We start from the raw sequence: 23,896 nt of genomic DNA on the forward strand, positions 1-23,896 counted from the left end.
AGCGAGCGGCCCGCAAAAACGGGTGGCCAGGTGGGGATTCCGTCGGGTGGGCCGCGTTGCAGGCCGGGGTGGAGGGGCGCGCTCGCGTCTCGCCAGCACGCCACCTCGACTCAGCGGCCAACCCCGGGTGGGTAGTTGCTGGAAGCTGGGGGTAAATCTGACCATCGTCGCGCGCTTTTACTGGTTAGAAAAGACCCCGGCTTCCGGGGAAGGCAGGGTCGGGGGCGAGGAGGGCGCACGGGTGGGTACCAACCCAAGGGGCAGTGGGCAGTGGGGCGTTGGCGAGAGACCGATGTGAACCACGGGATGAGTGAAGACTCCTGACTGGGCGGACCTGGGCAGGTCCGGGCCAGTTCGGAGTGGCGATCCGAGCGATGACCCTGACCGAACCGCCAATCCGCTCCCCCGCCGCGCCCACCACCCTCCGTAGGCTGGGGTAATTTCTAACTGGTCAAGGGGCCTCACAGTGGTTAGATTCACCTGCAGCTTCCAGCAACCCCCCCCCCACCCGCCGTTGGCCGCTGAGCCGGCCCGGCGTGCTGGCGAGACGCGAGCGCGCCCCTCAACACCGGCCGCCGACACAGTTCAGGCAAGGGGATCCCTACCTGGCCACCCATCCCTCAGGGCCGCTCGCTCGCTTCTCAAACGGGCTGGAGCGGCCCTAGTCAAGGGTGGCCCGCAGGGCCATCGCCGGAGGCGACGCGTAGCGCAGCGAAGCGCCCTTCACTCGGGCCGTGGAAGCCCGACACTGGCCAAGAAGCGAGTGGCCCAACCCCCCGCACCTACACGTCTAGTTTCACTTTCCCCCGCCCCACCTGCGTCCGCACCGCCCCCATACTCGCCCCGATGACGAGCGCGATAGCCATAGCCTCAGGAACGGACAGCGCCTGGTGGAGGATCAGGAAGCCAGCCGTCGCCGCCACGGCAGGCTCAAGGCTCATCAGGATGGCGAAGGTGGAGGCGGGGAGCCGGCGTAGCGCCAGGAGTTCGAGTGTGTAGGGCAGGACCGAAGAGAGAACCGCGACCGCGGAGCCGAGGGCGACCGTCGTAGGGTTCAGGAGTTTTGTGCCCGACTCCACGACACCGAGCGGCAGGAACACCACCGCTGCTACGACCATCGCCAACGCCAGCCCGTCGGCCTGCGGAAAGCGGCGTCCCGTACGGGCGCTGAAGATGATGTACGTAGCCCACATCGCGCCGGCTCCCAGGGCGAAGGCCACGCCCACGGGGTCCAGGCTGCTGAAGCCTCCGCCGCCGAGCAGGAAGACGCCCGCCAGGGCGAGCCCCGCCCAGACCGCGTTCACCGCTCGCCGGGAAGTCAGGACCGAGAGGGCGAGCGGGCCCAGTACTTCCAGGGTTACCGCGGGGCCGAGGGGAATGCGGGCCAGCGACTGGTAGAAGAGGCCGTTCATCGCGGCCATCGTGACGCCGAAGACGACGACCGTGCCCCAGTCCGCACGCGAGTGCCCGCGCAGCCTCGGCCGGCAGACCGCGAACAGCACAACGGCGGCCACGAACAACCTGAGCGTCACCACACCCAGCGCCCCGACTCTGGGCATCAACGTCACCGCCAGCGCCCCACCGAACTGCACCGAGATCCCCCCGGCCAGCACCAGCCCCACCGGCCCGAGCGAACCCATACGAGACGGAGCCGCGGCAGCGTCGGCGGTCGGGGTGCCCGTGGGGGCGGTGGTCGCGGGGGTCGGCGTACTGGGAATACTCACGGGGCTTCCAGGGCTAGGCGCGGCTCAGCTCAGCGCACATGCGTCCATCACGATGCACTGCTCAGTCCAGGGTAATGGACTTAGACAGGCGTGAGAACCCCTTATGCAACTGTCATGCGCGCCTAGTCCCGGAACAGGGGCCGACCGTCGGGGAGCGTGGTGGGCATCGGGCCGAAGAGGGGGTCGGAGTACTCCGGGTACGCGGCTTGCGGGTAGGTCGGCTGGTACTCCGGCTGGTGGTAGTAGGTCGACGGCACCCAGCTCTCCGTGAAGACCGGCGCCGCGTAGTACCCGTCGTAGCCCACGCCCGCACTCACGCCCGCACCTGCCGCCACGCCCTCCGCCACCGGCACCCCCACCGGTGCCTGCGCCGGTACCCCCGTCTCGGCGAAGAACGGCAACCGCAGCTCCCCGGTGTCCATCACCGCGTTGTTCTGCGACCGGTGCAGCTGCGAGTACGCCCCGCCCAGTGCCATCAGCTCCGCATGCCGTCCCGTCTCCACGATCCGGCCCCGGTCCACCACCAGGATGCGGTCGGCGTCGGGGGCGAGGTTGAGGTCGTGGGTGATCATGATGGTCGTACGGCCCGCCATCAGCCGGCGTAGGGGCTTCACGACCCGGCGGGCGGCCATGGAGTCCAGCCCGGTGGTCGGTTCGTCGAGGACGAGGACCGGGGCGTCCCGCAGAATCGCCCGCGCGATCGCCAGGCGCTGGAGCTGACCGCCGGACAGGCGGGCCGAGTTGGGGTCGACCTTGGTGTCGTAGCCGTTGGGGAGGCGGAGGATGAACTCGTGGGCGTCGGCCGCGATCGCCGCGTCGACGATCGCCTGCTCGCTGGCGCCGGGGCGGCCGCAGGCGATGTTCGCGCGGACGGTGTCGTGCAGGACCAGGGTTTCCTGCGGGAGCAGGGTCACGTATTCGCGCAGGCGGGCTAGGGGGAGGTCCCTCAACGGCACGCCGTCGAGGAGGACTTGGCCCGCGTCGGGGTCGTAGAAGCGGAGCAGCATTTTGGAGACCGTGGACTTGCCGGCGCCGCTGGGGCCGGTGACGATCACCAACTCGCCTGGGTTGACGGTGAAGGAGAGGTTCTCCAGGGCGACTCGGTCGGCGCCCGGGTAGCTGAAGGAGACGTCGCGGAGTTCGACCGTGCCGTCGGGGCGGCCCGTCTCCGAGTCGCGGGCGGGGTCGGCCACGGACGGGCGTACGTCGAGGATCTCGATGAGGCGCTCGGCGCCCGCGGTGGCCGCGGTGATGGTGAGGCCGAGTTGGGCCAGGCCGCGGACGGGCGGGTAGAGGTAGCCCAAGAAGGCGGAGAACGCCAGGAGTTGGCCGAGGGTCATGCGGCCCGTCGAGATCTCCCACGCGCCGATGCCGATGACGGCCAGCACGCAGACGGTCTCGATGACGGAGACGAGCTGCTCGTACGCCTCGTTGAGCCGCGTCGAGCGGACGGAGGCGCGGAACCAGGCGCCGGCCTCCTCGTTCAGGCGGCGGCGTTCGGCGTCGCGGCGGCCGTAGGCCTGGGTGAGGACGATGTTGCCGAGTGACTCCTCGACCACCGAGGTGATCGCGCCGTCGGCGACCCGGCCCTCGCGCGATACGTCCTTGATGGAGCCGGAGAAGCGGCGGGCCGCCAGCCAGAAGAGGGGGGCGAGGACGAAGGTGGCGGCGGCCAGGTCCCAGCGCAGCCAGAACGCGGCGGCGGCATAGAAGAGGGCGGAGAAGATCGCGGAGGCGGTGCCCACGACGCCGGACACGACGAGGGTCTCGATCGCCTCGACGTCGCCGGTGAGGCGGGACAACAGGTCGCCCTGGCGGTGCTGTTGGAAGAAGTGCGGGGGCAACTGCTGTACGTGGTCGAAGACATGCTCGCGCAGTCTCATCACGAAGCGTTCGGTGGCCCAGGCGGCAAGGGAGTTGCCGGCGTACGAGACGAGCGCGCCGACGAGCGCGACGCCGAGCCATTTGGCGGCGGGGCTCCAGAAGGCGCTCAGCGAGCCCTTCGCGAGGGCGCGGTCGGTGAGGTCGCTGAAGAGGAGGATGGACTCGGTCTCGGCGAGCGCGCCGATCACCGTGCACACCCACACGAGCATCAGCCAGCGCCGAAGACCACGGGTCAACGGCCAGAAGCGACGAAAAGCGACGCGGGCGGGAATGGTGGGCGTTCCGTAGTCCTCGTCGTATTCGAGGTCTTCCTCATCCGTATCCACATCTGCATCCACATACGTATCTGCATCTGCATCCACGCCCACAATCCCCTCCACTTTCCGTCATCAGAATTCTCTTGGATTTTCGAATTCGGGAAAGAAAAGAGGGCCGACTGCGTGGGTCGGCCCTCTTCTACTGCCGGTTCAGCTGTCCTGGCCGGGCAGCGGCTTCGGCAGCGGCTTCGGCTCGTGCTTCTTGCGGGGCTTCGGGGGCGGCGGGGGCGGAAGCTGCTGCTTCTTGGGCTTGGGCAGCGGGGCGAGCTTGTTGAGGCCCATTCCGAACTCCTAGGTTGTGCAGAGGAATTTGTGCGTCAAAGTCGAGCGTTTTACCGCCCGGGGAATTCCCGACACCGAGAAACTTACACGCGCCCGACGCCAAGCGGCAGCAAAGTCGGCAAGAGAACGGCAAGCAGGTGCTGTGAATACCTTTGTAAAACCTGAGTTACGCCGCCGAACCTGAGATTTCTCTGATAAACCTGAGAGGAACCTTAATGAACCTGTGCTTCCGCCCTCAGTCGCGCCGCCTCACGCCCCGTCCCCGGCCCCTTCCCCGTCCAGCGCCTCCGCCAGCACCTCCGCCAAATGCCGCCCCCGTACCCCCGCCATCTGCTCCAGCTGCGTCCGGCACGAGAAGCCGTCGGCCAAGATCACCGCTCCGTCCGGTGCTTCTCTCACCGACGGCAGGAGCTGTTCCTCCGCGCAGGTCGCCGACACCTCGTAGTGGCCCTTCTCGAAGCCGAAGTTGCCGGCCAACCCGCAGCAGCCGCCCGCCAGTTCGCCGGTCAGGCCCGCTGCCGTGCGGAGGCGGCGGTCGGGGGTGTCGCCCAGGACCGCGTGTTGGTGGCAGTGGGTCTGGCCGACCGCGGGGCGGTCGATGCGGGGCGGGGTCCAGTCGGGGGCGGCAAGGCGTTCCAGGGCCTCGGCGAAGGTGAGGACCATGGCGGCGAGGCGGGCCGCCCGGGGGTCGTCGGGGAGTAGCTCCGGGAGGTCCGTGCGGAGGGCCGCCGCGCAGCTCGGTTCCAGGACGACGAAGTGCGCCGGAAGCTCGTCCGTCTCGGGCAGGACGGGGCTAAGGAACACATCCAGCAGGTCCAGCGTGTTGCGCAACACCGCGCGGGCGCGGTCGAGTTGGCCGGTCGACACATAGGTCAGGCCGCAGCAGACGCGGACTCGGCGGGCCTTCCAGGGGCTGAAGGTGTACGGCGTGCCGTCGCCGTCCTCGTCCGGTGTCTCCGTCACGCCCATGGTCTTCGCCGGCATGGGCATCACGAAGAGCCCGGCCGCCTCCAGTACGCGCACGGCCGCCATTCCCACCGCCGGTGAGAGGTGCTCCGTGAAGGTGTCCGGCCAGACCATGACGGCGCCGCCCCGGGGACGCTCGGGTTCCCGGCCCGATCGCCACTCGGCGCGCATGCCCCGCACCTTCGCCCTGAACCATCGCTTCGACCATCGGGTGAACGTCACCCGCGCGACCCGCGGGATCCTCCGCTCGGGCGCGATCCCGCCCAGCCTCTTCGCCGCCCACGCCAACGGCCCCACGGCGGCGAGGGAGTTGACCAGCCACGCCGTACGCGTCCGTGCCACCAGCCGCAGCCAGCGCGGCAGCCAGCCCATCGCGTAGTGCGCCGCCGGCCTGCGTCGCCCCTCGTAGTGGTGGTGCAGGAACTCCGCCTTGTACGTGGCCATGTCGACCCCGACCGGGCAGTCCGTACGGCAGCCCTTGCAGGACAGGCACAGGTCCAGCGCGTCCCGTACCTCCGTCGACTGCCAGCCGTCGGTGACCAGTTCGCCCGCGAGCATCTCGTGCAGGAGTCGGGCGCGCCCGCGCGTGGAGTGCGCCTCCTCGCCCGTCGCCCGGAACGACGGGCACATCACCGATGATCCGGACACCTCTGTCGTACGGCACTTGGCCACCCCTACACACCGCCGTACCGCCGCCGCGAAGTCGCCGCCGTCGGACGGGTAGCCGAACACCACGTCCACCGGCTCGCGCGGGAGCACCGAGAAGCGGAGGTTCGAGTCGAGCGGGGCCGGCCGCACCAGCATCCCGGGGTTGAGGAGGTCGTCCGGGTCCCAGACGCCCTTCGCTCGCTCGAACAGGGTCACCATCTCGGCGCCGTACATCCGAGGTAGTAGCTCCGCTCGTGCCTGGCCGTCCCCGTGTTCGCCCGAGAGTGAGCCGCCATGCGCCGCCACCAGTTCCGCCAGTTCCTCCGAGAAGCCGCGGAAGCGTGCCACCCCCGGCTCCGTCAACAGGTCGAAGTCGATGCGGACATGGATGCAGCCGTCCCCGAAGTGGCCGTACGGCGTTCCCCGTAGGCCGTGTGCGGTCAGTAGGCCTCTGAAGTCCCTCAGGTACGCGCCCAGTTGAGCCGGTGGTACCGCGCAGTCCTCCCAGCCCGGCCATGCCTCCGAACCGTCCGGCATCCTCGTCGCCGTGCCGCTCGCATCCTCGCGGATGCGCCACAACGCGCGCTGGCCCGCGGGGTCCGTCACCACCAGGGAGTCGAGGACGTCGGCCGCGCGGACGATCGTCTCGGCACGCGCGCGTGCTTCCGCCTCCGTGTCGCCGCCCGTTTCGACGAACAGCCAGGCTCCGCCCCGGGGGAGGTCGGCCGTGGAGCGGACCAGGTCGGCCGCCATGCCCTCGACCGTCAGGGGGCCGTGGACCAGCAGGCCCGCCGCCGCCTCCGCCGCCCCGCTCTCGTCGGCGTAGCCCAGTACGGCCAACGCACGCGCGCGGGGTGCCTCGACGAGGCGTACGACCGCCTCCGTGAGGATGCCCAGCGTGCCCTCGCTGCCGCAGAAGGAGCGGGCCACGTCCGCGCCGTTCTCGGGGAGGAGGGCGTCCAACGCGTAGCCCGAGATGCGGCGGGGGAGGTCCGGGAAGCCGGTGCGCAGGCGGGCCAACTCGGCTTCCACCAGCGGGCGTAGACCCTCCGGGGCGCCCGTCCAGTCGCGCCCGGGGTGCAGGAGATCCCCCCGCGCGGTGATCACCGTCAACTCGCTCACGCTGTCCGCCGTCGTGCCCCAGGCGACCGAGTGGGAGCCGCAGGAGTTGTTGCCGATCATGCCGCCGAGGGTGCAGCGGCTGTGGGTCGAGGGGTCGGGGCCGAAGCGCAACCCGTGGGGGGCGGCGGCCTGTTGGAGGCGGTCGAGGACCAGGCCGGGCTGGACGACCGCCGTACGGGAGGCGGGGTCCAGGGACACCAGGCCGGTCATGTGACGGGTGAAGTCGAGGACCACGCCCGTGCCCGTCGCCTGGCCGGCGATCGACGTGCCGCCGCCGCGCGCCACCACCGGGACTCCGTGCGAACGGCAGGCCGCCAGCGTCGCCGCCACGTCGTCGGCGTCCCGGGGCGCGACGACTCCCAGGGGGACGCGTCGGTAGTTCGACGCGTCCATCGTCGTCAGCGCCCGGGACGTGATGTCGAAGCCGACCTCGCCCCGGACGGTCCGCCGCAGCTCCGCCTGAAGATCGACCAGTTCCGCCCGAACACCCGCCGGTTCCGCCTGAAGATCCGCCATGTCTCCAGCATGCCCCCGACCACTGACAGTGACCGATACCAGTTCAGGGAAACTTCGGGTCCGGACTGAACCGATTCTGTAAACGCATCCAGAACCTCCCCAGTTCGATCACTAACTCTCATATAGTGACCGTCAGTTGAGCACCCGGTGTCGCTTCTCGCCCAGGAACCCGACGAGCACCCCCCGAGGACACGACCGAGGACGACTGAGGACCCCGACCAAAGACGCCCGAGGACCCGACCGAGGACCCCCTTCATGACCGCCCCCATACTTCCCGGCGAACGACCCACCTTCCGCACCATCGCCCCCGCTCCCGTGTTCACCGCCGTCCTGGCCGGGCTCGCGGTCGCCGGCGCGGTCTATGTGACCCCCGGCTCGAAGCGCCTCGCGGTCGCCTGCGGTGCGGGGGCCGGCGCGCTGCTGCTGTGCGCGGCCGTCGCGCTCGCCGCGCACGCGTACCAGACGGCCCGGATCACCCGCCGCAGGCTGGAGGCCGTCACGCTGGACGCGGGGCGGCTGTTGCAGGAACGGGCCCGGCTGAGCACGGACTTCGACCGGGAGCGCGTGCAGCTGACCGAGGAGCTGACCCACGAGCGGGCCCGGCTGACGGCCGAACTCTCGCAGGAACGCGCCCGGTTGACCTCCGACTTCTCCCAGGAGCGCATGCGGCTCACCACCTCCTTCGCGGAGGAGCGCAGCCGGCTCACGGAGGAGAGCGAGCTGGAGCGCGCCCGACTGAGCGCCGAGAACAAGCAGTTGGCCGAGCGCGCCCGCCGCGACTCCCACGAGCGCGCCGCCGCGCTCTCCGCGACCGCCAACGCGGCGGGCCGTATGCAGGCGTTGGCCACCGGCATGCTCGCCGACCTGCGCGCCATGGAGGAGCGGCACTCCGACGAGGACGTCCTCGCCGACCTGCTCCACCTCGACCACCGCACCGCGCAGGCGGGCCGGCTCGCCGACTCCGTCGCCGTCCTCACGGGGGCACGCTCCGGGCGCCGTTGGGCCCGCCCGATCGCCATGGAGTCGATCCTGCGCGGCGCGATGGGCCGGATCAGCGGCTACCAGCGCGTGCGCGTGCACTCCGCGAGCGACACCGCCGTCGCCGGGCACGCGGCCGAGGGCGTGATGCACGCGCTCGCCGAACTCCTCGACAACGCCGCGAACTTCTCGCCGCCGAGCGCCGAAGTGCATGTCTACGTAGAAGAAGTGCCCGCCGGTGTCATCCTCTCGGTGGAGGACAGCGGCCTGGTCATGGGCGACATCCAACTGCGCCGCGCCGAGCGTGCCGTGTCCGGCGACACCACTGAACTCGGCGGCCTCACCGGCACCCGGCTGGGCCTCGCGGTCGTCGGGCGGCTGGCCCGCAAGTACGGCCTCAAGGTGTCGTACCGGCCCTCCGCGCGGGGTGGCACCGGCGTCCTGATGCTCATCCCGCAGGACATCCTGGTACCCCAGGACGCGCGGGCCCCGCAGCAGACCCTCGACCTTCCCGAGCCGTCGGCACAGCCCTCGTCGCAGTCGTCGCCGCAGCCCTCGTCGCAGCCCTCGTCGTCGTCAACAGTGGTGGATCCGGAGGCGGTTACCGAGCCCGCCTCCTCCGTTCGCAACCATCCGTGGATGTCCTACGCCGCCGGGCGCACCCTCTCCGACCTGGACCCGGACCCGGTCCCCACGCACGAGTCCCCGGACCGCGGCGCCCCGGCCGACGCGGTGACGGACGGAGCGGACACCCTGCCCGAAGGGCTGCCCAAGCGGCGGCGGGGTCAGGCCCTCGCGGAGGCCGAGCGGTCACGCGCGCGTGCCGAGTCCGCGGCCCCCGAGACGACGCGCCCCGCGCCCTCGGCCGACGACACCCTCGCGCGCACCGCCCGTTTCAACAGCTTCCGCCAGGCCGTACGCGACGCGGCGGCCGACCAGGGCACGCGCGCGTCCGACACCGGCACCGACGCGGACAGCCCCGTATCAACAGACAGCCCCGTATCAGCAGAGCCCGCCCCCTCCCTCTCCCACTCGGAAGGCAACCCCACCTCATGACCGGCACGACGACCGCCGACGAGAAGCTCACCTGGCTCATCGAGGGCCTCCTGGAGCGCACCCCGGGCGCGCGGCACGCGCTCGTGCTGTCCCGGGACGGCCTGAAGCTGTGCCGGACGCCCGAACTCTCCGTCGACCAGGCCGACCAGCTCGCCGCGATCGCCGCCGGGATCCAGTCGCTGTCGCACGGCGCGTCGGTGGAGTTCGGCGACGGCAGCGGGGGTGTGCGCTCCGCGATGACGGAGTTCTACGGCGGGGTGCTGTTCATCGTCGAGGCGGGTGAGGGCGCGCACCTGGCGCTCGTCACCACCGAGGACGCGGACGCGGGGCTGATCGGGCACAACATGAGCGAGCTGGTCGAACAGCTCGGCGAGCACCTGCGCGCGGAACCCCGTTCGTGATGAGCCGCCCCGGCAGGGACGACTCACCCGACCGCCTCTACACGCTCACCGGAGGCCGCACCCGTTCCGGCCCGGACAGCCCGTTCGACCTGGTGACTCTCGTGGTCGCCGAGTGCGATCCGGTGACCGGGATGCAGTCGGAGCACGCGGCGATCCTCCGGCTCACCGAACACCCCACGGCCGTCGTCGAGTTGGCGGCCGAACTGAAGCTCCCGGTGAGCATCACCAAGATCCTCCTCGCCGACCTTCTCGCGGCCGGCCGGGTCAGTGCCCGGCATCCGCGGAAGGCGGTTCTCGATCCCGACGTCCTGGAACAGGTGCTCGTTGGACTCCGCAACCTCTGACGCGCGCACCCCCTTGGGTGCCTCCGCCGACAACGGCCTGAAGATCGTGGTCGTCGGCGGCTTCGGCGTCGGCAAGACCACGCTGGTCCGTTCGGTCAGCGAGATACGTCCCCTCAACACCGAGGAGACGATGACGAAGGCCGGCGAGGCCGTCGACGACATCAGCGAGGTGCGCGGCAAGTCCGCGACCACGGTCGCCTTCGACTTCGGCCGCATCACGCTCGACGCCCGCAATGTGCTGTACCTGTTCGGCGCCCCCGGCCAGGAGCGGTTCTGGTTCCTCTGGGACCGGCTGTTCTCCGGGACGCTCGGCGCGGTGGTCCTCGTCGACACCCGCCGCATCGGCGACTCCTGGTACGCGATCGACCGCCTCGAACACCACGGCACCCCCTTCATCGTGGCCTGCAACGACTTCGGCGGCCCCACCTACGCCCCGCAGCAGATCCGCGAGGCCCTCGACCTCGACCCGCACGTCCCCCTCCTGGACTGCGACGCCCGCTCCCGCGCGTCCGCCAAGCAGGTCCTGATCACCCTGGTCGAGCACGTCAAGAACCACCACGGCCACCAGACCGGTCGCTACGACACCCAAGTCCCCGCCCCCCACCAGGAGTTGGCCCTGTGACCGCGCCCGTACCGCTGAGTGGACCCAGGTTCCAGACCGAACCGGCGCGGCTGTACCGGGAGATGCGGCGCGAGCACGGCGCCGTGACCCCCGTGGTGCTGGACGGCGACATACCGGCCTGGCTGGTGCTCGGCTACCGCGAGCTGCACCAAGTCACCGGCGATCCCGTGCTGTTCAGCCGTGACTCCGACCTGTGGAACCAGTGGGACGGCATCCCGGACGACTGGCCGCTGCTGCCGATGATCGGCCGTAAGCAGCCGTCGATCCTCTACACGGTCGGCGAACGGCACCGCGAGCGCGTCGGCATGATCAGCGACGCGTTGGAGGCCGTCGACCCGTCCGAACTCCGGTCGTACACCGAGAAGTTCGCGGACGAACTGATCGACGGGATCTGCGCCAAGGGCGAGACGGACATCGTCGGCGACTACGCGATGCTGCTGCCGGTACGGGTCCTGGCGCGGCTCTACGGCTTCCGGGACGAGCAAGGCCCGGGCCTGGTGACGGCGTTGAACGACATGATCGACGGACGCGAGCGCGCGATCGCCGGGCAGACCCATCTGGCCACGTCCATGGGGCAGTTGCTGGCCGACCGGAAGGAAGCGCCGGCCGACGACGTCGTATCGCGCATGCTGACGCACGAGTCCGGCTTCAACGACGTTGAAGTCGCACAGGACTTGATGGTCATGATGGCGGCCGGACACCAGCCGACCGCCGACTGGATCGGCAACTCGCTGCGGCTGATGCTGACCGACGACCGTTTCGCCGCCTCCCTCTTCGGTGGCCGCAACAGTGTCGCCGAGGCGATGAACGAGGTCCTGTGGGAGGACACCCCGACGCAGAACGTGGCCGGGCGCTGGGCCTCCCGCGACACGCAGCTCGGCGGCCGCCGTATCCGCGCCGGTGACCTGCTCCTGCTCGGTCTCCAGGGCGCCAACTCCGACCCCCAGGTCCGCACCGACGGCTCCGCGCTCACCGGCGGCAACAACGCGCACTTCTCCTTCGGGCACGGGGAGCACCGGTGTCCGTTCCCGGCGCAGGAGGTGGCCGAGGTGATCGCGCGGACGGGCATCGAGGTCGTCCTGGACCGCCTCCCGGACATCGACCTGGCGGTACCGGCCGAGTCCCTCACGCGCAGGCCCTCCCCGTGGCTGCGGGGACTGACCGAACTGCCGGTGCGGTTCACGCCCGTAGCCGCGCTCTGAGCTTCCGACTCCGATCCTGCGTCACCCCGGCGGCACCACAACGCCCGCCGGGGGCACGGGAGTTGACCACGACCCCCGGAAGGACGCGGTACCCCACCCCTGCCCTTGGAGGCACCCGTATGAGCACCGGTACCGAAGAGACCCGTATCGTCCTCGACCCCTTCGTCGGCGACCTGGACGGCGAGAGTGCCAGGCTGCGCGCGGCCGGTCCGCTGGCCGCCGTAGAACTGCCCGGTGGCGTGCCCGTGTGGGCGGTGACGCGGCACGCCGAGGCGAAACAGCTGCTCACGGATCCGCGGCTGGTGAAGGACATCAACGTCTGGGGCGCCTGGCAGCGCGGTGAGATCCCCGCGGACTGGCCGCTGATCGGGCTGGCGAACCCGGGCCGTTCGATGCTGACCGTGGACGGCGCGGACCACCGCCGGATGCGGACGCTGGTCGCGCAGGCGCTCACCCCGCGCCGGGTGGAGCAGATGCGGGAGCGGATCGCGAAGCGGACGCAGAGCCTGCTCGACGGCCTGGACGGGGACGCGGACGAGGTCGATCTGAAGGCGGCGTTCGCGTACCCGCTGCCCATGTACGTCATCGCCGACCTGATGGGGATAGCAGAGTCCCAACTCCCGCGCCTGAAGGAGCTGTTCGAGAAGTTCTTCTCGACGCAGACGCCGCCGGCGGAGGTCATCGCGACGCTGACCGAACTCGCCGGCATCATGGCGCAGACGGTCGCGGCCAAGCGGGCGGAGCCGGGTGACGATCTGACGTCGGCGCTGATCGCGGCGTCCGAGAACGGCGACCACCTCACCGACGAGGAGATCGTCTCCACGCTCCAGCTGATGGTCGCGGCCGGCCACGAGACGACGATCTCGCTGATCGTCAACGCGGTCGTCAACCTCTCGACGCACCCCGTCCAGCGCGCCCTCGTCCTGGCCGGCGAGGCCGACTGGTCCTCGGTGGTCGAGGAGACCCTGCGCCACTCGACGCCCACCTCGCACGTCCTGATCCGCTTCGCCACGGAGGACGTCCAGGTCGGCGACAAGGTCCTCCCGGCCGGGGACGCGCTGATCGTGTCGTACGCCGCGATCGGCCGCGACGAGGAGGCCCACGGGCCGACGGCGGGCGAGTTCGACATCACCCGCACCAGCGAGAACCGCCACATCTCCTTCGGCCACGGCCCGCACGTGTGCCCGGGTGCGGCCCTCTCCCGCCTGGAGGCGGACGTGGCACTCCCGGCCCTCTACGAGCGTTTCCCGCACCTGGACCTGGCGGTCCCGGCGAGCGAGCTCCGCAACAAGCCGGTGGTGACGCAGAACGACATCTTCGAGCTGCCGGTACGGCTGACGCCGGGCGACTGATCCACTTGTCCACGGGCCGGAGGACCCATCTCCTCGGTCGTCTCATCGAACGGACGCGTTTCCGTCCGGTTTCACCGAGGGGATACGCTCCGGCTCGTGGCTGATATCCAGATTCCCGCTGACATCAAGCCCGCCGACGGACGTTTCGGCGCTGGCCCCTCCAAGGTGCGGACGGAGGCGCTGGACGCGCTGGCCGCCACCGGTACGTCTCTGCTGGGCACGTCCCACCGCCAGGCCCCGGTCAAGAACCTGGTCGGCAAGGTGCGTGAGGGCGTCTCCGCGCTGTTCTCGCTGCCCGAGGGCTACGAGGTCGTCCTCGGCAACGGCGGTTCGACGGCCTTCTGGGACGTCGCGACCCACGGGCTCATCGACAACAAGTCGCAGCACCTGACCTTCGGCGAGTTCAGCTCGAAGTTCGCGAAGGCGGCCAAGCTGGCGCCGTGGCTGGCCGAGCCGACGGTCATCTCCTCCGACCCCGGCACGCACCCCGAGCCGGCCGCCGAGGCGGGCGTGGACGTGTACGCGTACACGCACAACGAGACGTCGACGGGCGTCGCGGCCCCCATCAAGCGAGTGCAGGGTGCCGACGAGGGCGCGCTGGTCCTCGTGGACGCCACCTCGGGCGCGGGCGGCCTCCCGGTGGACATCGCCGAGACGGACGTCTACTACTTCGCCCCGCAGAAGTCCTTCGCCTCCGACGGCGGCCTGTGGATCGGCGTGTTCTCCCCGGCCGCGATCGAGCGCGCGGAGCGCATCCACGCGTCCGGCCGCCACGTACCCGAGTTCTTCTCGCTCCCCACGGCGATCGACAACTCCCGCAAGAACCAGACGTACAACACCCCGGCCCTCTCCACCCTGTTCCTCCTCAACGAGCAGCTTGAGTGGATCAACGGCCAGGGCGGCCTGGCCTGGTCGACGGCCCGCACGAAGGACTCGTCGAGCCGTCTGTACAGCTGGGCGGAGGAGTCGAAGTACGCGACCCCGTTCGTGTCCGACCCCACCAAGCGCTCGCAGGTCATCGGCACGATCGACTTCGCCGACGAGATCGACGCGGCGGCCGTCGCCAAGGTCCTCCGCGCGAACGGCATCGTCGACACCGAGCCCTACCGCAAGCTCGGCCGCAACCAGCTCCGCGTGGCGATGTTCCCGGCGATCGACCCGGCGGACGTCGAGGCGCTGACGAAGTGCATCGACTACGTCATCGAGAAGCTCTGACCTCTCCAACTCCGCTGGCCTGTCTGCCTCTTCAGGCTTTTCGGCTACGACGGTGAAAGGCGCCCCGCGATTGTTCCGCGGGGCGCCTTTTGTCGTCGTAGGGCAATGCGGGGCAGCCTGCGTCCGAAGTCCAGGTGAACCAGGAACCCGGACAAACCCCCCGCACGCCACAGCCGGGTAACAGCGAACACACAGCGGACAACTCCCACCCCACCGTGCCGGTCGAACCCGTTGCGTCGCACACCTGCGGCGCAACTCCTCTATTGCCGACCGAAGTTGGAGTTGCCCCCATGCCCAGGAAGTCCCTGCCGACGCGGCTCGCCGCCACCGCCGCGCTACTGCTCGCCGCAGGCGCCTTGTCCGCACCGGCCGCATCGGCGGCCCCCTCGGACGCCGCGCCCGGCGATGCATACGTACTGACCGTGACGACGAACCCCGCCAGCACCAACTACCAGGAACGGCACGTCGACGTCACCGGCACCGTCACCAAGGCGGACGGCACCCCGGCGGCGAACATCCCCGTCACCCTCCAGGAAGTCGTCCAGTTCACGACCTGGAACCCGTGGGGCGACCCGATCGACCCCAACTACTACGAGCCCCGCGACCTCGGGAAGCCGGTCACCGACGCCAACGGGAAGTTCACGGTCCCGGACGTCGACATCGACCACGAGGGCGGCAGCAGCCTGCTCAACGTCCAGCGCGACGTTCACATCACCGCCCTGTACGACGAGGACGGCGACCTCAACACCCCGCAGGACGGCTACTTCGCGGAGACCACGGTCGCCACCAAGGCCCGCTCCAGCTCGGTCAGTTACTCCGTCAACAAGAAGAAGGTGAAGGCCGGCGACATCCTCACCGTCCAGGGCAAGGTCACCCTCCCCCAGGGCGTCGAGCCCCAGGGCACGGAGGTCTTCCTCCAGACGTACTGGGAACAGCAGTCCCACGTGAAGGTGACCGCCGAGGACGACGGTTTCTTCGTCCTGTCGGTCCGCGTCTCGTCCTACGACGACACGTTCACGCTGCGCACGGCTCCGAGGGACCTGTACGTGGCGGGGGCGATCCAGAAGCTCCCGATCACCAACACGTCGTTGCCCCGCGGGTAGTTCAGAGGCACTGGACGAAGTGGTTCCAGGCTTCCCGGGAGACGGTGAGGAGGGGGGCACCGTCTTCCGGGTGCTTGCTGTCGCGGATGGCGCGGCCGTGGGCTGCGGTGTCGGCGACCTCGACGCAGGCGTTCTCCGCGCCCGAGTACGAGGACTTCCAGAAGGGGCCTGCGCTCTCGGCCATGAGGCATCTCCTCAGAACTGTTGGAGGAAGTCTTGCCAGGTGTCGCGAGAGACGAGGAGCAGGGGGCCGTCTGCCTGCTTGCTGTCGCGGACGGCTCGGCCGAGGTCGGTTGTGTCAGCGACCTCGACGCAGTTGTTCTCCTGCCCCGAGTACGACGACTTCCAGAAGGGGCTTACGACCTCGGTCACGATGTGTCTTCCTTCAAGCTTCGCAGCACGCCCCGGATGAGCTTCATGCTCGCGTCCGGTGCCAACGCTGACGATCGTAGTAGGTCGTACGCATTGGCGTAAGCGGCAAGGTCCTCAGCCCCTTCGAGGACCGACGTGCCACGCAGATTGTCCATAGTGACGGCTTCGACCGTCGGCTCCTCGTCGAAACTGAAGGAGGAGAAAGCTGAGGTGTAGCCCACCAAGACGCCCGCGCTGAACGGCAGTACCTGCACAGTGACGTTCTTCCGCTTTCCGATCTCAAGGATCGCCGACAGCTGCTCCCGGTGAAGCTCGACGCTCACTAGCGGGTGCACGATGACCGCTTCCGAGAGGATGGCCGTGTACGACGCACCGCCGTCCTCGATCTTCGTCTGGCGCCCCACTCGCACCTTCACCAACTGGTCGACCCGATCCGGATCGATGTAGTGAGGACCACTGGCGATAGCTGCCTCCGCGTAAGCCGGAGTTTGCAGGAGCCCTGGCACCATGACCGGCTGCCACTCGCGGATGTAAGTCGCGTCATCCTCCAACGCGATGTGGTCGACGTAGTCCGGCCGCAGGTGTGCGGCATGCTCAAGCCACCAGCCCCGGTTCTTCGAGTTCTTGGCCAACTCCTCCAGCTTGACGCGCACTTCCGGGTCCTTGACGCCGTACGCATCCAACAGCAAGCGCACCTCGATCACGCGCGGGGTGGCGTGGCCACTCTCAACGCGGCTGATCCTGGCCTGACTTGATGCGATCAGATCGGCGGCCTGCGGCTGGTCGAACTTCGCAGCCTGCCGGTACTGCTTGAGTGCCGTACCCAAGCGCCTGCTGCGCACTGTCGGCCGTCCACCTGCGGGCATGGGCCCTCCCCTCTTCTGCGGCAACGATGCCACACCGAGCGTCAACCTCAGGGCTGCATCACTCGATCGAGTGACACTCACGAATATATTCGTCGATTCACATTGCGCGGATCTGGAATCCACCCTTAGCTTCGTGAAGGCGCCGACGCGCAGCCCAACTTGACGCCCCGTCAGGACGGAGTTCCCCATGCCCGCGTCCGAAAGCTTCCGTTTCCGCATCCCCAAACACCGAAGCCACGTCCCCGTCGCCCGCCAACGCGTCCGCAAGGCCCTCGCGGACTGGGGCATCACCGACGAACTCGCCGACGCAGTCACCCTGTTGGCCAACGAACTCGTCACCAACGCCGTGACCCACTGCCGCGTCTCCTACTCCCAGATCAAGGTCGAACTCACCCTCAACGGCACGGAGTTGATCCTTGAGGTCTCAGACCCCGACCGGGACAGACTCCCCCGACCTCACGACTCGACCCCGGAGGAAGAAGGTGGCCGGGGCCTCGCGCTCGTCGCCGCGCTGGCCGCCGACTGGGGATGCCGACAGGAGCCGTACGCGAAGTGCGTGTGGGCAAGGTTCGAACTGGAGGGGGTCCAAGCTCATGTTCCGGCGACTTTATGAGGCGGCGGCCCGCATGCTCACGCCCCGAACACCCAGAACGCCCCGCACGCCCCGAACTCCCCTCCCGGACACGGACCTTGGGGCCGAAGTCCGGACGCCCGACCCCTACGTATGGCGACTCCCGCCCGTCACACTTCCGTAAGCCGGACATCGCCCACACCCCCGAACGTGTCTGTTAGCGTCCGCGCGACCCCTCGAAGATCCGCAGCCCGAAGATCCGCGACAGGAGACGCAGATGCATATCGCCCTCATCCTCGCGAGCGGCATCGCCTGGACGATCGTGTACATCGAAGCGATCCGCATCGGGTTCCGCGAACGCACCTACGCCATGCCCGCCGTAGCGCTGGGTCTCAACTTCGCGTGGGAGTGGACGTACGCGGTGCACAACCTGGTCTTCGACCCGTCCGTGCAGGGCGGTATCAACCTGGTGTGGGGCATCGCCGACGCGGTCATCGTGTACACGTTCTTCCGGTACGGCCGTGCCGAGTTCCCGTCGTTCGTGACGCCCCGGATGTTCGCCGGGCTGAGCGTGCTGCTGTTCGGGATGTCGTTCGCCGTGCAGTGGTTGTTCCTGGGGAAGTTCGGCGCGGAGGACGGGGCCGGCTACTCCGCGTTCCTCCAAAACCTGCTGATGTCGGGCCTGTTCATCGCGATGTTCGTCGCGCGACGCGGCCTGCGCGGGCAGTCGGTGACGATCGCCGTGGCCAAGTGGCTCGGCACACTCGCGCCCACGATCCTGTTCGGCGCCATCCAGCACGACGGGTTCCTGCTCGGCCTCGGCATCATGTGCAGCGTGCTCGACCTGGTCTATGTGTGGTTGTGCGTGGAGGCGAAGCGGAACGGTGGCGCGGCTGACGCACCCGAGCCGCCGCGTACCGTGACGACGCGGACCGACGGTGCATCCATGGAGGCATGACCGGCCCGCACCCGAGCCCCGAGGTCGAACTCGCCCCCGCCACGTCCGCGGCAAGCCGACCGGCCCCGAAATCCACGCCCGTCTCGCAGACGTAGACGCACCATCGCGTCCCCCGAAGCGCTGAGGCACCGACTAGGCACCGACTGGCCGACACCCAGGGCGAGTTGGCCCGACGACGGCCGAAGCGTGGCACCACTGCCCACAGGTGCCTATGGATGCCTACGGATGCCTACAGAGTGATCCAGTAGCGGCGCTTGTTGCCCGCGTCGGTGGTGCGGATGTCCTCCAGGACGCCGCCGTTGCGCTCGATGCTGCGCGCCGATCCGACGTTGTCGTCGTCGCAGGTGACGAGGACCCGGTCCAGACCGAACTCGGGGGCCTTCAGGAGAACCGCCCCGAGGGCCCACTTGGCCAAGCCGCGTCTCCGGGCGGAGGGACGGATGCTGTAACCGATGTGGCCGCCGACATCGAGTAGGAAAGCGTTCAGGTAGTGCCGCAGATCGATGGCTCCCAGGTAGTTGTCGTCCTCGACGATCCACCAGTGGGTGGCGTGGACGCGCCCCTCTCCCACGGCGACCGACGTGTCCGACTGCTGATGCAGTTGCTCGACCCACGCCGAGAAAGCCTCGGGGCTGTCGAGATCGGCTTCAGGTGCGAGACGCAAGCCGGTTCCGTCCTGGTGGGCACCTGGAGGCCACTCGTCACGCGCCGCGAGCCATGAGGAGTGGAGTCGGTCTGTGGGCCTGATCAGTTCGGGCATGCGGGCGACGGTAACACTCACCGCCCCCTCTGATCAGGCATTTTGCGTGGCCTGGACCCACGACAGGCGCTAGCCCTCTCCACTCACTTTGGTCAGCGCGTCCACGATCATGCGGGTGGCGAAGTCGGGGTCGTCGGCCACGCGGTTGATGTGTTCCGCGAGCAGGAACACGGTGGCTTCGAGCGCGGTCATCTCGTCATCGGTCCAGTCGCCGTACTGCCGACGCCACAGGTTGGGGCTCAGCCCGGTGCCTGCGGCGATCACCAGACCGGCCATCGTGGGGATGGCCTCGGGAGGACAACTCCTGGGCATCATCCGCATCGTGGCCACGAGGGTGGGCACCACGTACTCGATGACGTCCTTGCCCTCGCTCTCGTGGGCCTTCCTCAGCCACACCGTGAACATGTAGATGAGCGTGCACGCACCGTCCAACAGCTCGTCGAGCCCGTCGGGCCCCAACGACGCCAGGTAATGGTCCATCAGCGCCCGCTGTTCGGGGTCGGTCCCGGACTTCCCGGCGTGGACGGCCTTGATCCAGGAGTCGACCATCATGAGTACGGCGCCCACGTCGCCGGCGGGGGCGTGCTTGGGGTCGCAGGACGATGACACGGGGTTCCTCCTCCGGTGGCCGCGATGGGTAACACGGCGCGTCCGCAGCGTAGTTGCCCGGTGGGTGCGCGTCGGTGCCTTTGTCCGCTTTCACGGCAGCAGAGCGAGGAGTTGGATGTGGATGACACGCTGTGGGACCGCCTGTCGACCGAGGCGCGAGCAGAGGTGAACGGCCTCGTCGCCGCCGACCGCACTATCCAGGCCATCGTGGTGATACGGGAACACGCCGGGCTGCCGCGACCTGAACTGCGTGACTGCGTCGACCTGTTGGCGTGGCTGGACCGGGCGAAGCGCGAGTAGGCGGCGGTGCGCGCCGTACGGCGGGTCGGGCGCCGCGCTCGTATCAACGCAGCGCGTCGACGGCCTTCACGATCAGGGATCGGGCGTCCGCCCCGTACACGGCGGACGCGGCGTGCGTCTCCCAGACCCTTCGGCGCAGGGCGATCGCGTCGGGGTCGTCGAGCCAGTGCTCGCTGTGCCAGTCCTCCGTCACGACGAGACGCTCGTCCACCATCGTGAATCCATTGCCGATCACCAGCGGGAGTACGGCGTCGAACGGCACGACCCCGAGTCGTACGGTGTCCAGCTCCAACACCGCGCGGAGCTGCTCCAGTTGGGCCACCATGACCTCCCGCGAGCCAAGCCGGAGGCACAACGCCCCCTCCCAGACCAACTGGTGCAACTCCCTGCCGGGGAGGCGCAACCACTCCTGCCGCTTCATCCGCGCGCGCACCGCGTCGTCCGTGTCCCTGGTGGGGATTCCCGAAACCCCCGCCTGCCTCTCGTCGGGGACATCACCAGGAGACCATCGGCTTCGCCCCGCCCCCGTCGACGTCGAGGACCGCGCAGTTGACGTAGCCGGCCGCCGGTGACGCCAAGAAGGCGACCGTCTCGGCGATGTCCTGAGGTTCGCAGACACGGCCCAGCGCCAGCATGTCCGCGAACCGCTGCCGTTGCTCCTCGTCGAAGATCTCCCGGACGCCCTCCGTGAGGACGAACCCGGGCCGTACGACATTGCTGCGGATGCCGTCCGCGCCGTGCTGGGCGCCGATGTACAGGGAGAAGGTCTCCAGCGCCGACTTGCAGGCGCCGTAGGCCGCCTTCGTCGCGGTGGGGTGGCGTACGGCGCCGGACGAGATGTTGATGATCGAGCCGCCGCCGTCGCTTGCCAGCATCGCCGGGATCGCGTGCCGTGCGCCCCAGACCGCGGCCATGACGTTGAGGTCGAAGGTGCGCCGCCATGCCTCGTCGCTGGACGTGGACGTGCCGGTGTCCTCGGGCACCTCGGCTGCGGCGTTGTTGTCCAGCACGTCCAGGCGCCCGAAGGTGTCCAGCGCCGCCCGCACCAGACTCCGTACACCTTCCTCCTGGCTGATGTCGGCGTGCAGCCCGACCGCGCTGTCGCCCAGGTCCGCGACCAGTTTGCCCAGGGCCTCGTCGTTGATGTCGCCCAGGACCACCCGGGCCCCCTCGCGCACGAGGACGCGTGCCGTGGCCGCGCCGATCCCGCTCGCGGCGCCGGTGACGACGGCCACCTTCCCGTCCAGTCTGTTCGTCATGGTGCACACCTTCCGCTCTCGCCTCACCCGCGCGAGGCCTGACCTCAGTATCGATAGTACATCTCGTGAATGAGACTAAGTCTCAGTCGCGAGGCAAGCTATCGTGAAGCCATGGGGATTTCCACCGAGGACGCCAAGGACACCGCGGGCATCAAGGACACCGAGGGCGTCAAGGACCAGCCGCCGAGCGTGCGCTCCCGTGCCCGTCAGGCCGTGAAGGCTCAAGTGGCCGAGATCGGGATGGAGTTGTTCCTGACCGACGGCTTCGAGCGGACGACGACCGACCAGATCGCCAAGGCGGCCGGCATGTCCCGCGCCACGTTCTTCCGGTACTTCCCCACCAAGGAGGACGTCGTCCTGACCCTGGTCGAGGACCTCGCCGAGCAGACCCGGGACGCGCTGATCCGGCGCCCGCAGGACGAACCGGTGTGGACGGCGCTGCGGCACGCGCTCGAACCCCCCGTCCGCGAGCAGGCCAAGGACCTGGGCGCCGCCCTCCAGACGGCCCGGGTGATCGTGGAGTCCCCGTCCATCCGGGCCCGCCTCCAGGAACGCAACCGGCGCTGGCGGGACCTGCTCCTCCCCGAAGTCGCCCGTCGCATCACCCCGGCCGTCGCCTCCCGCCCCGACCCCGCCGCCTCCGCCCTGATCGCCAGCGCCCTGAGCTGCCTGGACGCGGCCATCGAGGCGTGGGCACGGGAGGAGGGCCGCCTCCCGCTGCCCACCCTCCTCGACGAGGCGATGAACGCCGTGCACCCGTTGACGACGCACGCCTGACCGGCCGAGCCGGTCGAGCCGGTCGAGCCGGTCGAGCCCATTGGACCGACCGGGCTGTCGGCCGCCCGAGCGACAACCCGGCCCGGCTCCCTCAGCCCCTCACCCCGTCAGCCCGTCAGCCCCTCACGTCGCCGTACAGCTCAGGCTCGGCGCACTCCCACCCCCCGGAGCACCCCCGAACCCGAAACTCGCCGAACTCCCCACCCCCACACTCCCGTTGTGATCCGCGTTCACCGCGGTCACACTCGCCCCGCTCTGCGTATACGTCGCGTTCCACATGTTCGTGATCTGCTGCGCGCCGGACCAAGTCCACTTCACCTGCCAGGACTTGAGGGGCGAGGTCCCGGAGTTCGTCACCGTCACGGCGGCGTTGAAGCCGGTACCCCAGTCGCTGGTGGTGGCGTAGGTCGCCGCGCACGCGGCTGTGCTTCCGCCGCCTCCTCCGTCTCCCCCGCCCCCGCCCGTCCCCGTGCTCGGGAACCCCGCCGCCTTGATGCTCGCCAGATACCCGTCCTTCACCGTGTCCACGGTCACCCAGTCGTCCTTCAGAATCCCGCCCGTGTCACCGGAGTTGGGGTTCCACGACCAGAAGGTCCAGGAGAAGGAGTCGGCGCCGTACGTCGACGTCGGGCGCAGGTAACTCACCAGCGCCGCAAGCCACTTCTGGTCCACCGTCGACGCCAGCGTCGTGCCGAACTCGCCCACCCACACCGGCGCGATGTTCTGCCGGAAGAGATAGCCCCAGTACTTGTCCCACACGCCCGGCATGTTCGCCGGGAAGGTCGGGTCGCTGAACCACGGCTGCTGGGCCACGCTCGTCGCGTAGTCGTGGGCCGAGTACACGACCCGGTTGGGCACGGTCAGTTGGACCGGGTACTGGCCCGCGCCCATCAAGTTGCCGCCCCACCAACCCGATACACCGGCGTACGTCTGCACGCCCTCCACGAAGATCAGCAGGTCCGGGTTGACCGACAGCACCGCGTTGCCCGCCCGCTGCGCCGCCAGGCGCCAGTCCGTCGCCATGTCGCCGCAGCCCCAACACGCAGGATCGTGCGGCTCGTTGTGGAGGTCGATGCCGATGACCGTCGACTGGCCTGCGTAACGGGTCGCCAGGGAGCGAAGGTTGGCGATCCACGTCGACTCCGGTACCGCCGCCGTGTACCAGAGCGCCGACTGGGCCGAGGCGTCCGGGCGGTGCCGGTCGAGGATGACCTTCAGGCCGTCCTGGCCGGCGTAGGCGACGAGTTTGTCCATGATCTGGAGCGAGTTGAGGCCCTGGAGGTCCGCGTTCTTGCCGCTGGAGAAGTCGATGCTGTTGGGGACCGTGCCGGACTTGAAGATGTCGTCGCTGTAGGGGAGGCGGATGGTGTTGTAGCCCAGCGACTTCATCTGGTCGATCATGCTCTTGTAGTCGCGCGACCAGAGGCCGTGGACAACGTAGTTGGCGGTCTCGAAGCCGAACCAGTTGATCCCGGCGATACGGACCGGCTGCCCGGCCGCGTCCAGGATCTGGCGGCCGCTGGTGTGCCAGTAACCCGCTCCGGGTGCGTCGGCCGCCACTTCCTTCACGCCCGCCACGCCCGCCGGACCAGCCGCCTGTGCCGTCTGCACGCCGGCCAGCGGCAGTAACAGCGTCGCGGCAACAACCCCCAGCGCTCTTCTCAAGCTGCGGAACATGTCGCTGCTTCCTCT

24 protein-coding genes are annotated in these 23,896 nt (G+C 69.3%); 12 read left to right on the plus strand and 12 right to left on the minus strand.

Annotated elements, in window-relative coordinates; translation table 11 throughout:
• Window positions 1-782 precede the first annotated feature (782 nt).
• The 4 genes from ACIBK4_RS20110 to ACIBK4_RS20125 all read right to left on the minus strand — a co-directional run bounded on the left by ACIBK4_RS20110 (window position 783) and on the right by ACIBK4_RS20125 (window position 7,459).
• Window positions 783-1,640 carry an EamA family transporter gene (locus ACIBK4_RS20110; RefSeq protein ID WP_398996442.1) on the minus strand — a complete coding sequence of 286 codons (858 nt, stop codon included), beginning with the start codon at window positions 1,638-1,640 and terminating at the stop codon, window positions 783-785.
• Window positions 1,641-1,846: 206 nt separating this feature from the next.
• Window positions 1,847-3,934, minus strand: a complete 2,088-nt coding sequence (locus ACIBK4_RS20115) for an ABC transporter ATP-binding protein (RefSeq protein ID WP_398996100.1) — start codon at window positions 3,932-3,934, stop codon at window positions 1,847-1,849.
• A 141-nt stretch (window positions 3,935-4,075) separates the two neighbouring features.
• A complete protein-coding gene (locus ACIBK4_RS20120; protein WP_019072556.1) occupies window positions 4,076-4,207 on the minus strand; it encodes a hypothetical protein in 132 nt (43 codons plus the stop codon).
• Window positions 4,208-4,456: 249 nt separating this feature from the next.
• Window positions 4,457-7,459: an FAD-binding and (Fe-S)-binding domain-containing protein gene (locus ACIBK4_RS20125; RefSeq protein ID WP_398996101.1), complete on the minus strand. Its 3,003-nt coding sequence runs from the start codon at window positions 7,457-7,459 to the stop codon at window positions 4,457-4,459.
• A 255-nt stretch (window positions 7,460-7,714) separates the two neighbouring features.
• On the opposite strand from ACIBK4_RS20125, the gene ACIBK4_RS20130 reads away from it, so the two are divergent.
• The 8 genes from ACIBK4_RS20130 to ACIBK4_RS20165 all read left to right on the plus strand — a co-directional run bounded on the left by ACIBK4_RS20130 (window position 7,715) and on the right by ACIBK4_RS20165 (window position 15,732).
• Entirely contained in the window at window positions 7,715-9,493 is a 1,779-nt protein-coding gene (locus ACIBK4_RS20130; RefSeq protein ID WP_398996102.1) for an ATP-binding protein, read from the plus strand.
• The gene (locus ACIBK4_RS20135; protein WP_317880350.1) at window positions 9,490-9,894 is read left to right on the plus strand and encodes a roadblock/LC7 domain-containing protein; all 405 of its coding nucleotides are present in this window, start codon (window positions 9,490-9,492) and stop codon (window positions 9,892-9,894) included. Before ACIBK4_RS20130 ends, ACIBK4_RS20135 begins: the two co-directional genes overlap by 4 nt.
• Window positions 9,894-10,238: a DUF742 domain-containing protein gene (locus tag ACIBK4_RS20140; protein WP_366437128.1), complete on the plus strand. Its 345-nt coding sequence runs from the start codon at window positions 9,894-9,896 to the stop codon at window positions 10,236-10,238. Before ACIBK4_RS20135 ends, ACIBK4_RS20140 begins: the two co-directional genes overlap by 1 nt.
• Window positions 10,219-10,860, plus strand: a complete 642-nt coding sequence (locus ACIBK4_RS20145; RefSeq protein ID WP_398996103.1) for a GTP-binding protein — start codon at window positions 10,219-10,221, stop codon at window positions 10,858-10,860. Before ACIBK4_RS20140 ends, ACIBK4_RS20145 begins: the two co-directional genes overlap by 20 nt.
• The gene (locus tag ACIBK4_RS20150; protein ID WP_398996104.1) at window positions 10,857-12,062 is read left to right on the plus strand and encodes a cytochrome P450; all 1,206 of its coding nucleotides are present in this window, start codon (window positions 10,857-10,859) and stop codon (window positions 12,060-12,062) included. Before ACIBK4_RS20145 ends, ACIBK4_RS20150 begins: the two co-directional genes overlap by 4 nt.
• A 119-nt stretch (window positions 12,063-12,181) precedes the next feature.
• Window positions 12,182-13,414, plus strand: a complete 1,233-nt coding sequence (locus ACIBK4_RS20155) for a cytochrome P450 (protein WP_398996105.1) — start codon at window positions 12,182-12,184, stop codon at window positions 13,412-13,414.
• Window positions 13,415-13,510: 96 nt separating this feature from the next.
• Window positions 13,511-14,629: a phosphoserine transaminase gene (serC, locus tag ACIBK4_RS20160; protein ID WP_398996106.1), complete on the plus strand. Its 1,119-nt coding sequence runs from the start codon at window positions 13,511-13,513 to the stop codon at window positions 14,627-14,629.
• Window positions 14,630-14,919: 290 nt separating this feature from the next.
• Entirely contained in the window at window positions 14,920-15,732 is an 813-nt protein-coding gene (locus tag ACIBK4_RS20165; RefSeq protein ID WP_398996107.1) for an acyl carrier protein, read from the plus strand.
• Between the two features lies 1 nt (window position 15,733).
• Here ACIBK4_RS20165 and ACIBK4_RS20170 read toward each other — a convergent pair whose 3' ends face one another.
• From ACIBK4_RS20170 to ACIBK4_RS20180, 3 genes are read right to left on the minus strand one after another with little or no spacing between them, the layout of a single operon-like run.
• Window positions 15,734-15,916 (minus strand): DUF397 domain-containing protein, encoded by a 183-nt coding sequence (locus ACIBK4_RS20170; protein ID WP_398996108.1) that lies wholly within the window; start codon window positions 15,914-15,916, stop codon window positions 15,734-15,736.
• An 11-nt stretch (window positions 15,917-15,927) separates the two neighbouring features.
• Window positions 15,928-16,104 carry a DUF397 domain-containing protein gene (locus ACIBK4_RS20175; protein WP_398996109.1) on the minus strand — a complete coding sequence of 59 codons (177 nt, stop codon included), beginning with the start codon at window positions 16,102-16,104 and terminating at the stop codon, window positions 15,928-15,930.
• Complete coding sequence (locus ACIBK4_RS20180) at window positions 16,101-16,970, minus strand: helix-turn-helix domain-containing protein (RefSeq protein ID WP_398996110.1); 870 nt, start codon at window positions 16,968-16,970, stop codon at window positions 16,101-16,103. The genes ACIBK4_RS20175 and ACIBK4_RS20180 overlap by 4 nt, the downstream gene beginning before the upstream one ends.
• Before the next feature lie 187 nt (window positions 16,971-17,157).
• Between ACIBK4_RS20180 and ACIBK4_RS20185 the strand changes: the two genes are divergently transcribed.
• Both ACIBK4_RS20185 and ACIBK4_RS20190 read left to right on the plus strand, forming a co-directional pair.
• Window positions 17,158-17,583 carry an ATP-binding protein gene (locus tag ACIBK4_RS20185; protein ID WP_398996111.1) on the plus strand — a complete coding sequence of 142 codons (426 nt, stop codon included), beginning with the start codon at window positions 17,158-17,160 and terminating at the stop codon, window positions 17,581-17,583.
• A gap of 235 nt (window positions 17,584-17,818) precedes the next feature.
• The gene (locus ACIBK4_RS20190; RefSeq protein WP_398996112.1) at window positions 17,819-18,499 is read left to right on the plus strand and encodes a hypothetical protein; all 681 of its coding nucleotides are present in this window, start codon (window positions 17,819-17,821) and stop codon (window positions 18,497-18,499) included.
• A gap of 229 nt (window positions 18,500-18,728) precedes the next feature.
• Here ACIBK4_RS20190 and ACIBK4_RS20195 read toward each other — a convergent pair whose 3' ends face one another.
• Window positions 18,729-19,163 (minus strand): GNAT family N-acetyltransferase, encoded by a 435-nt coding sequence (locus ACIBK4_RS20195; protein WP_398996113.1) that lies wholly within the window; start codon window positions 19,161-19,163, stop codon window positions 18,729-18,731.
• A gap of 165 nt (window positions 19,164-19,328) precedes the next feature.
• On the minus strand, window positions 19,329-19,868 hold the full coding sequence (locus ACIBK4_RS20200; protein WP_398996114.1) for a hypothetical protein: 540 nt from the start codon (window positions 19,866-19,868) through the stop codon (window positions 19,329-19,331).
• Window positions 19,869-19,985: 117 nt separating this feature from the next.
• Between ACIBK4_RS20200 and ACIBK4_RS20205 the strand changes: the two genes are divergently transcribed.
• Window positions 19,986-20,168 (plus strand): hypothetical protein, encoded by a 183-nt coding sequence (locus ACIBK4_RS20205; RefSeq protein WP_398996115.1) that lies wholly within the window; start codon window positions 19,986-19,988, stop codon window positions 20,166-20,168.
• A gap of 43 nt (window positions 20,169-20,211) precedes the next feature.
• Here ACIBK4_RS20205 and ACIBK4_RS20210 read toward each other — a convergent pair whose 3' ends face one another.
• Both ACIBK4_RS20210 and ACIBK4_RS20215 read right to left on the minus strand, forming a co-directional pair.
• Entirely contained in the window at window positions 20,212-20,628 is a 417-nt protein-coding gene (locus ACIBK4_RS20210) for a Scr1 family TA system antitoxin-like transcriptional regulator (RefSeq protein WP_398996444.1), read from the minus strand.
• 34 nt (window positions 20,629-20,662) lie between these two features.
• Window positions 20,663-21,427: an SDR family NAD(P)-dependent oxidoreductase gene (locus ACIBK4_RS20215; RefSeq protein ID WP_398996116.1), complete on the minus strand. Its 765-nt coding sequence runs from the start codon at window positions 21,425-21,427 to the stop codon at window positions 20,663-20,665.
• Between the two features lie 111 nt (window positions 21,428-21,538).
• Here ACIBK4_RS20215 and ACIBK4_RS20220 point away from each other — a divergent pair, with 111 nt between their 5' ends.
• Window positions 21,539-22,204, plus strand: a complete 666-nt coding sequence (locus ACIBK4_RS20220) for a TetR family transcriptional regulator (protein ID WP_398996117.1) — start codon at window positions 21,539-21,541, stop codon at window positions 22,202-22,204.
• Between the two features lie 123 nt (window positions 22,205-22,327).
• Here ACIBK4_RS20220 and ACIBK4_RS20225 read toward each other — a convergent pair whose 3' ends face one another.
• Window positions 22,328-23,881 carry a cellulase family glycosylhydrolase gene (locus tag ACIBK4_RS20225; protein WP_398996118.1) on the minus strand — a complete coding sequence of 518 codons (1,554 nt, stop codon included), beginning with the start codon at window positions 23,879-23,881 and terminating at the stop codon, window positions 22,328-22,330.
• Window positions 23,882-23,896 lie beyond the last annotated feature (15 nt).

The organism is Streptomyces sp. NPDC050528, from assembly GCF_044457795.1.
Classification (GTDB): Bacteria; Actinomycetota; Actinomycetes; order Streptomycetales; family Streptomycetaceae; genus Streptomyces.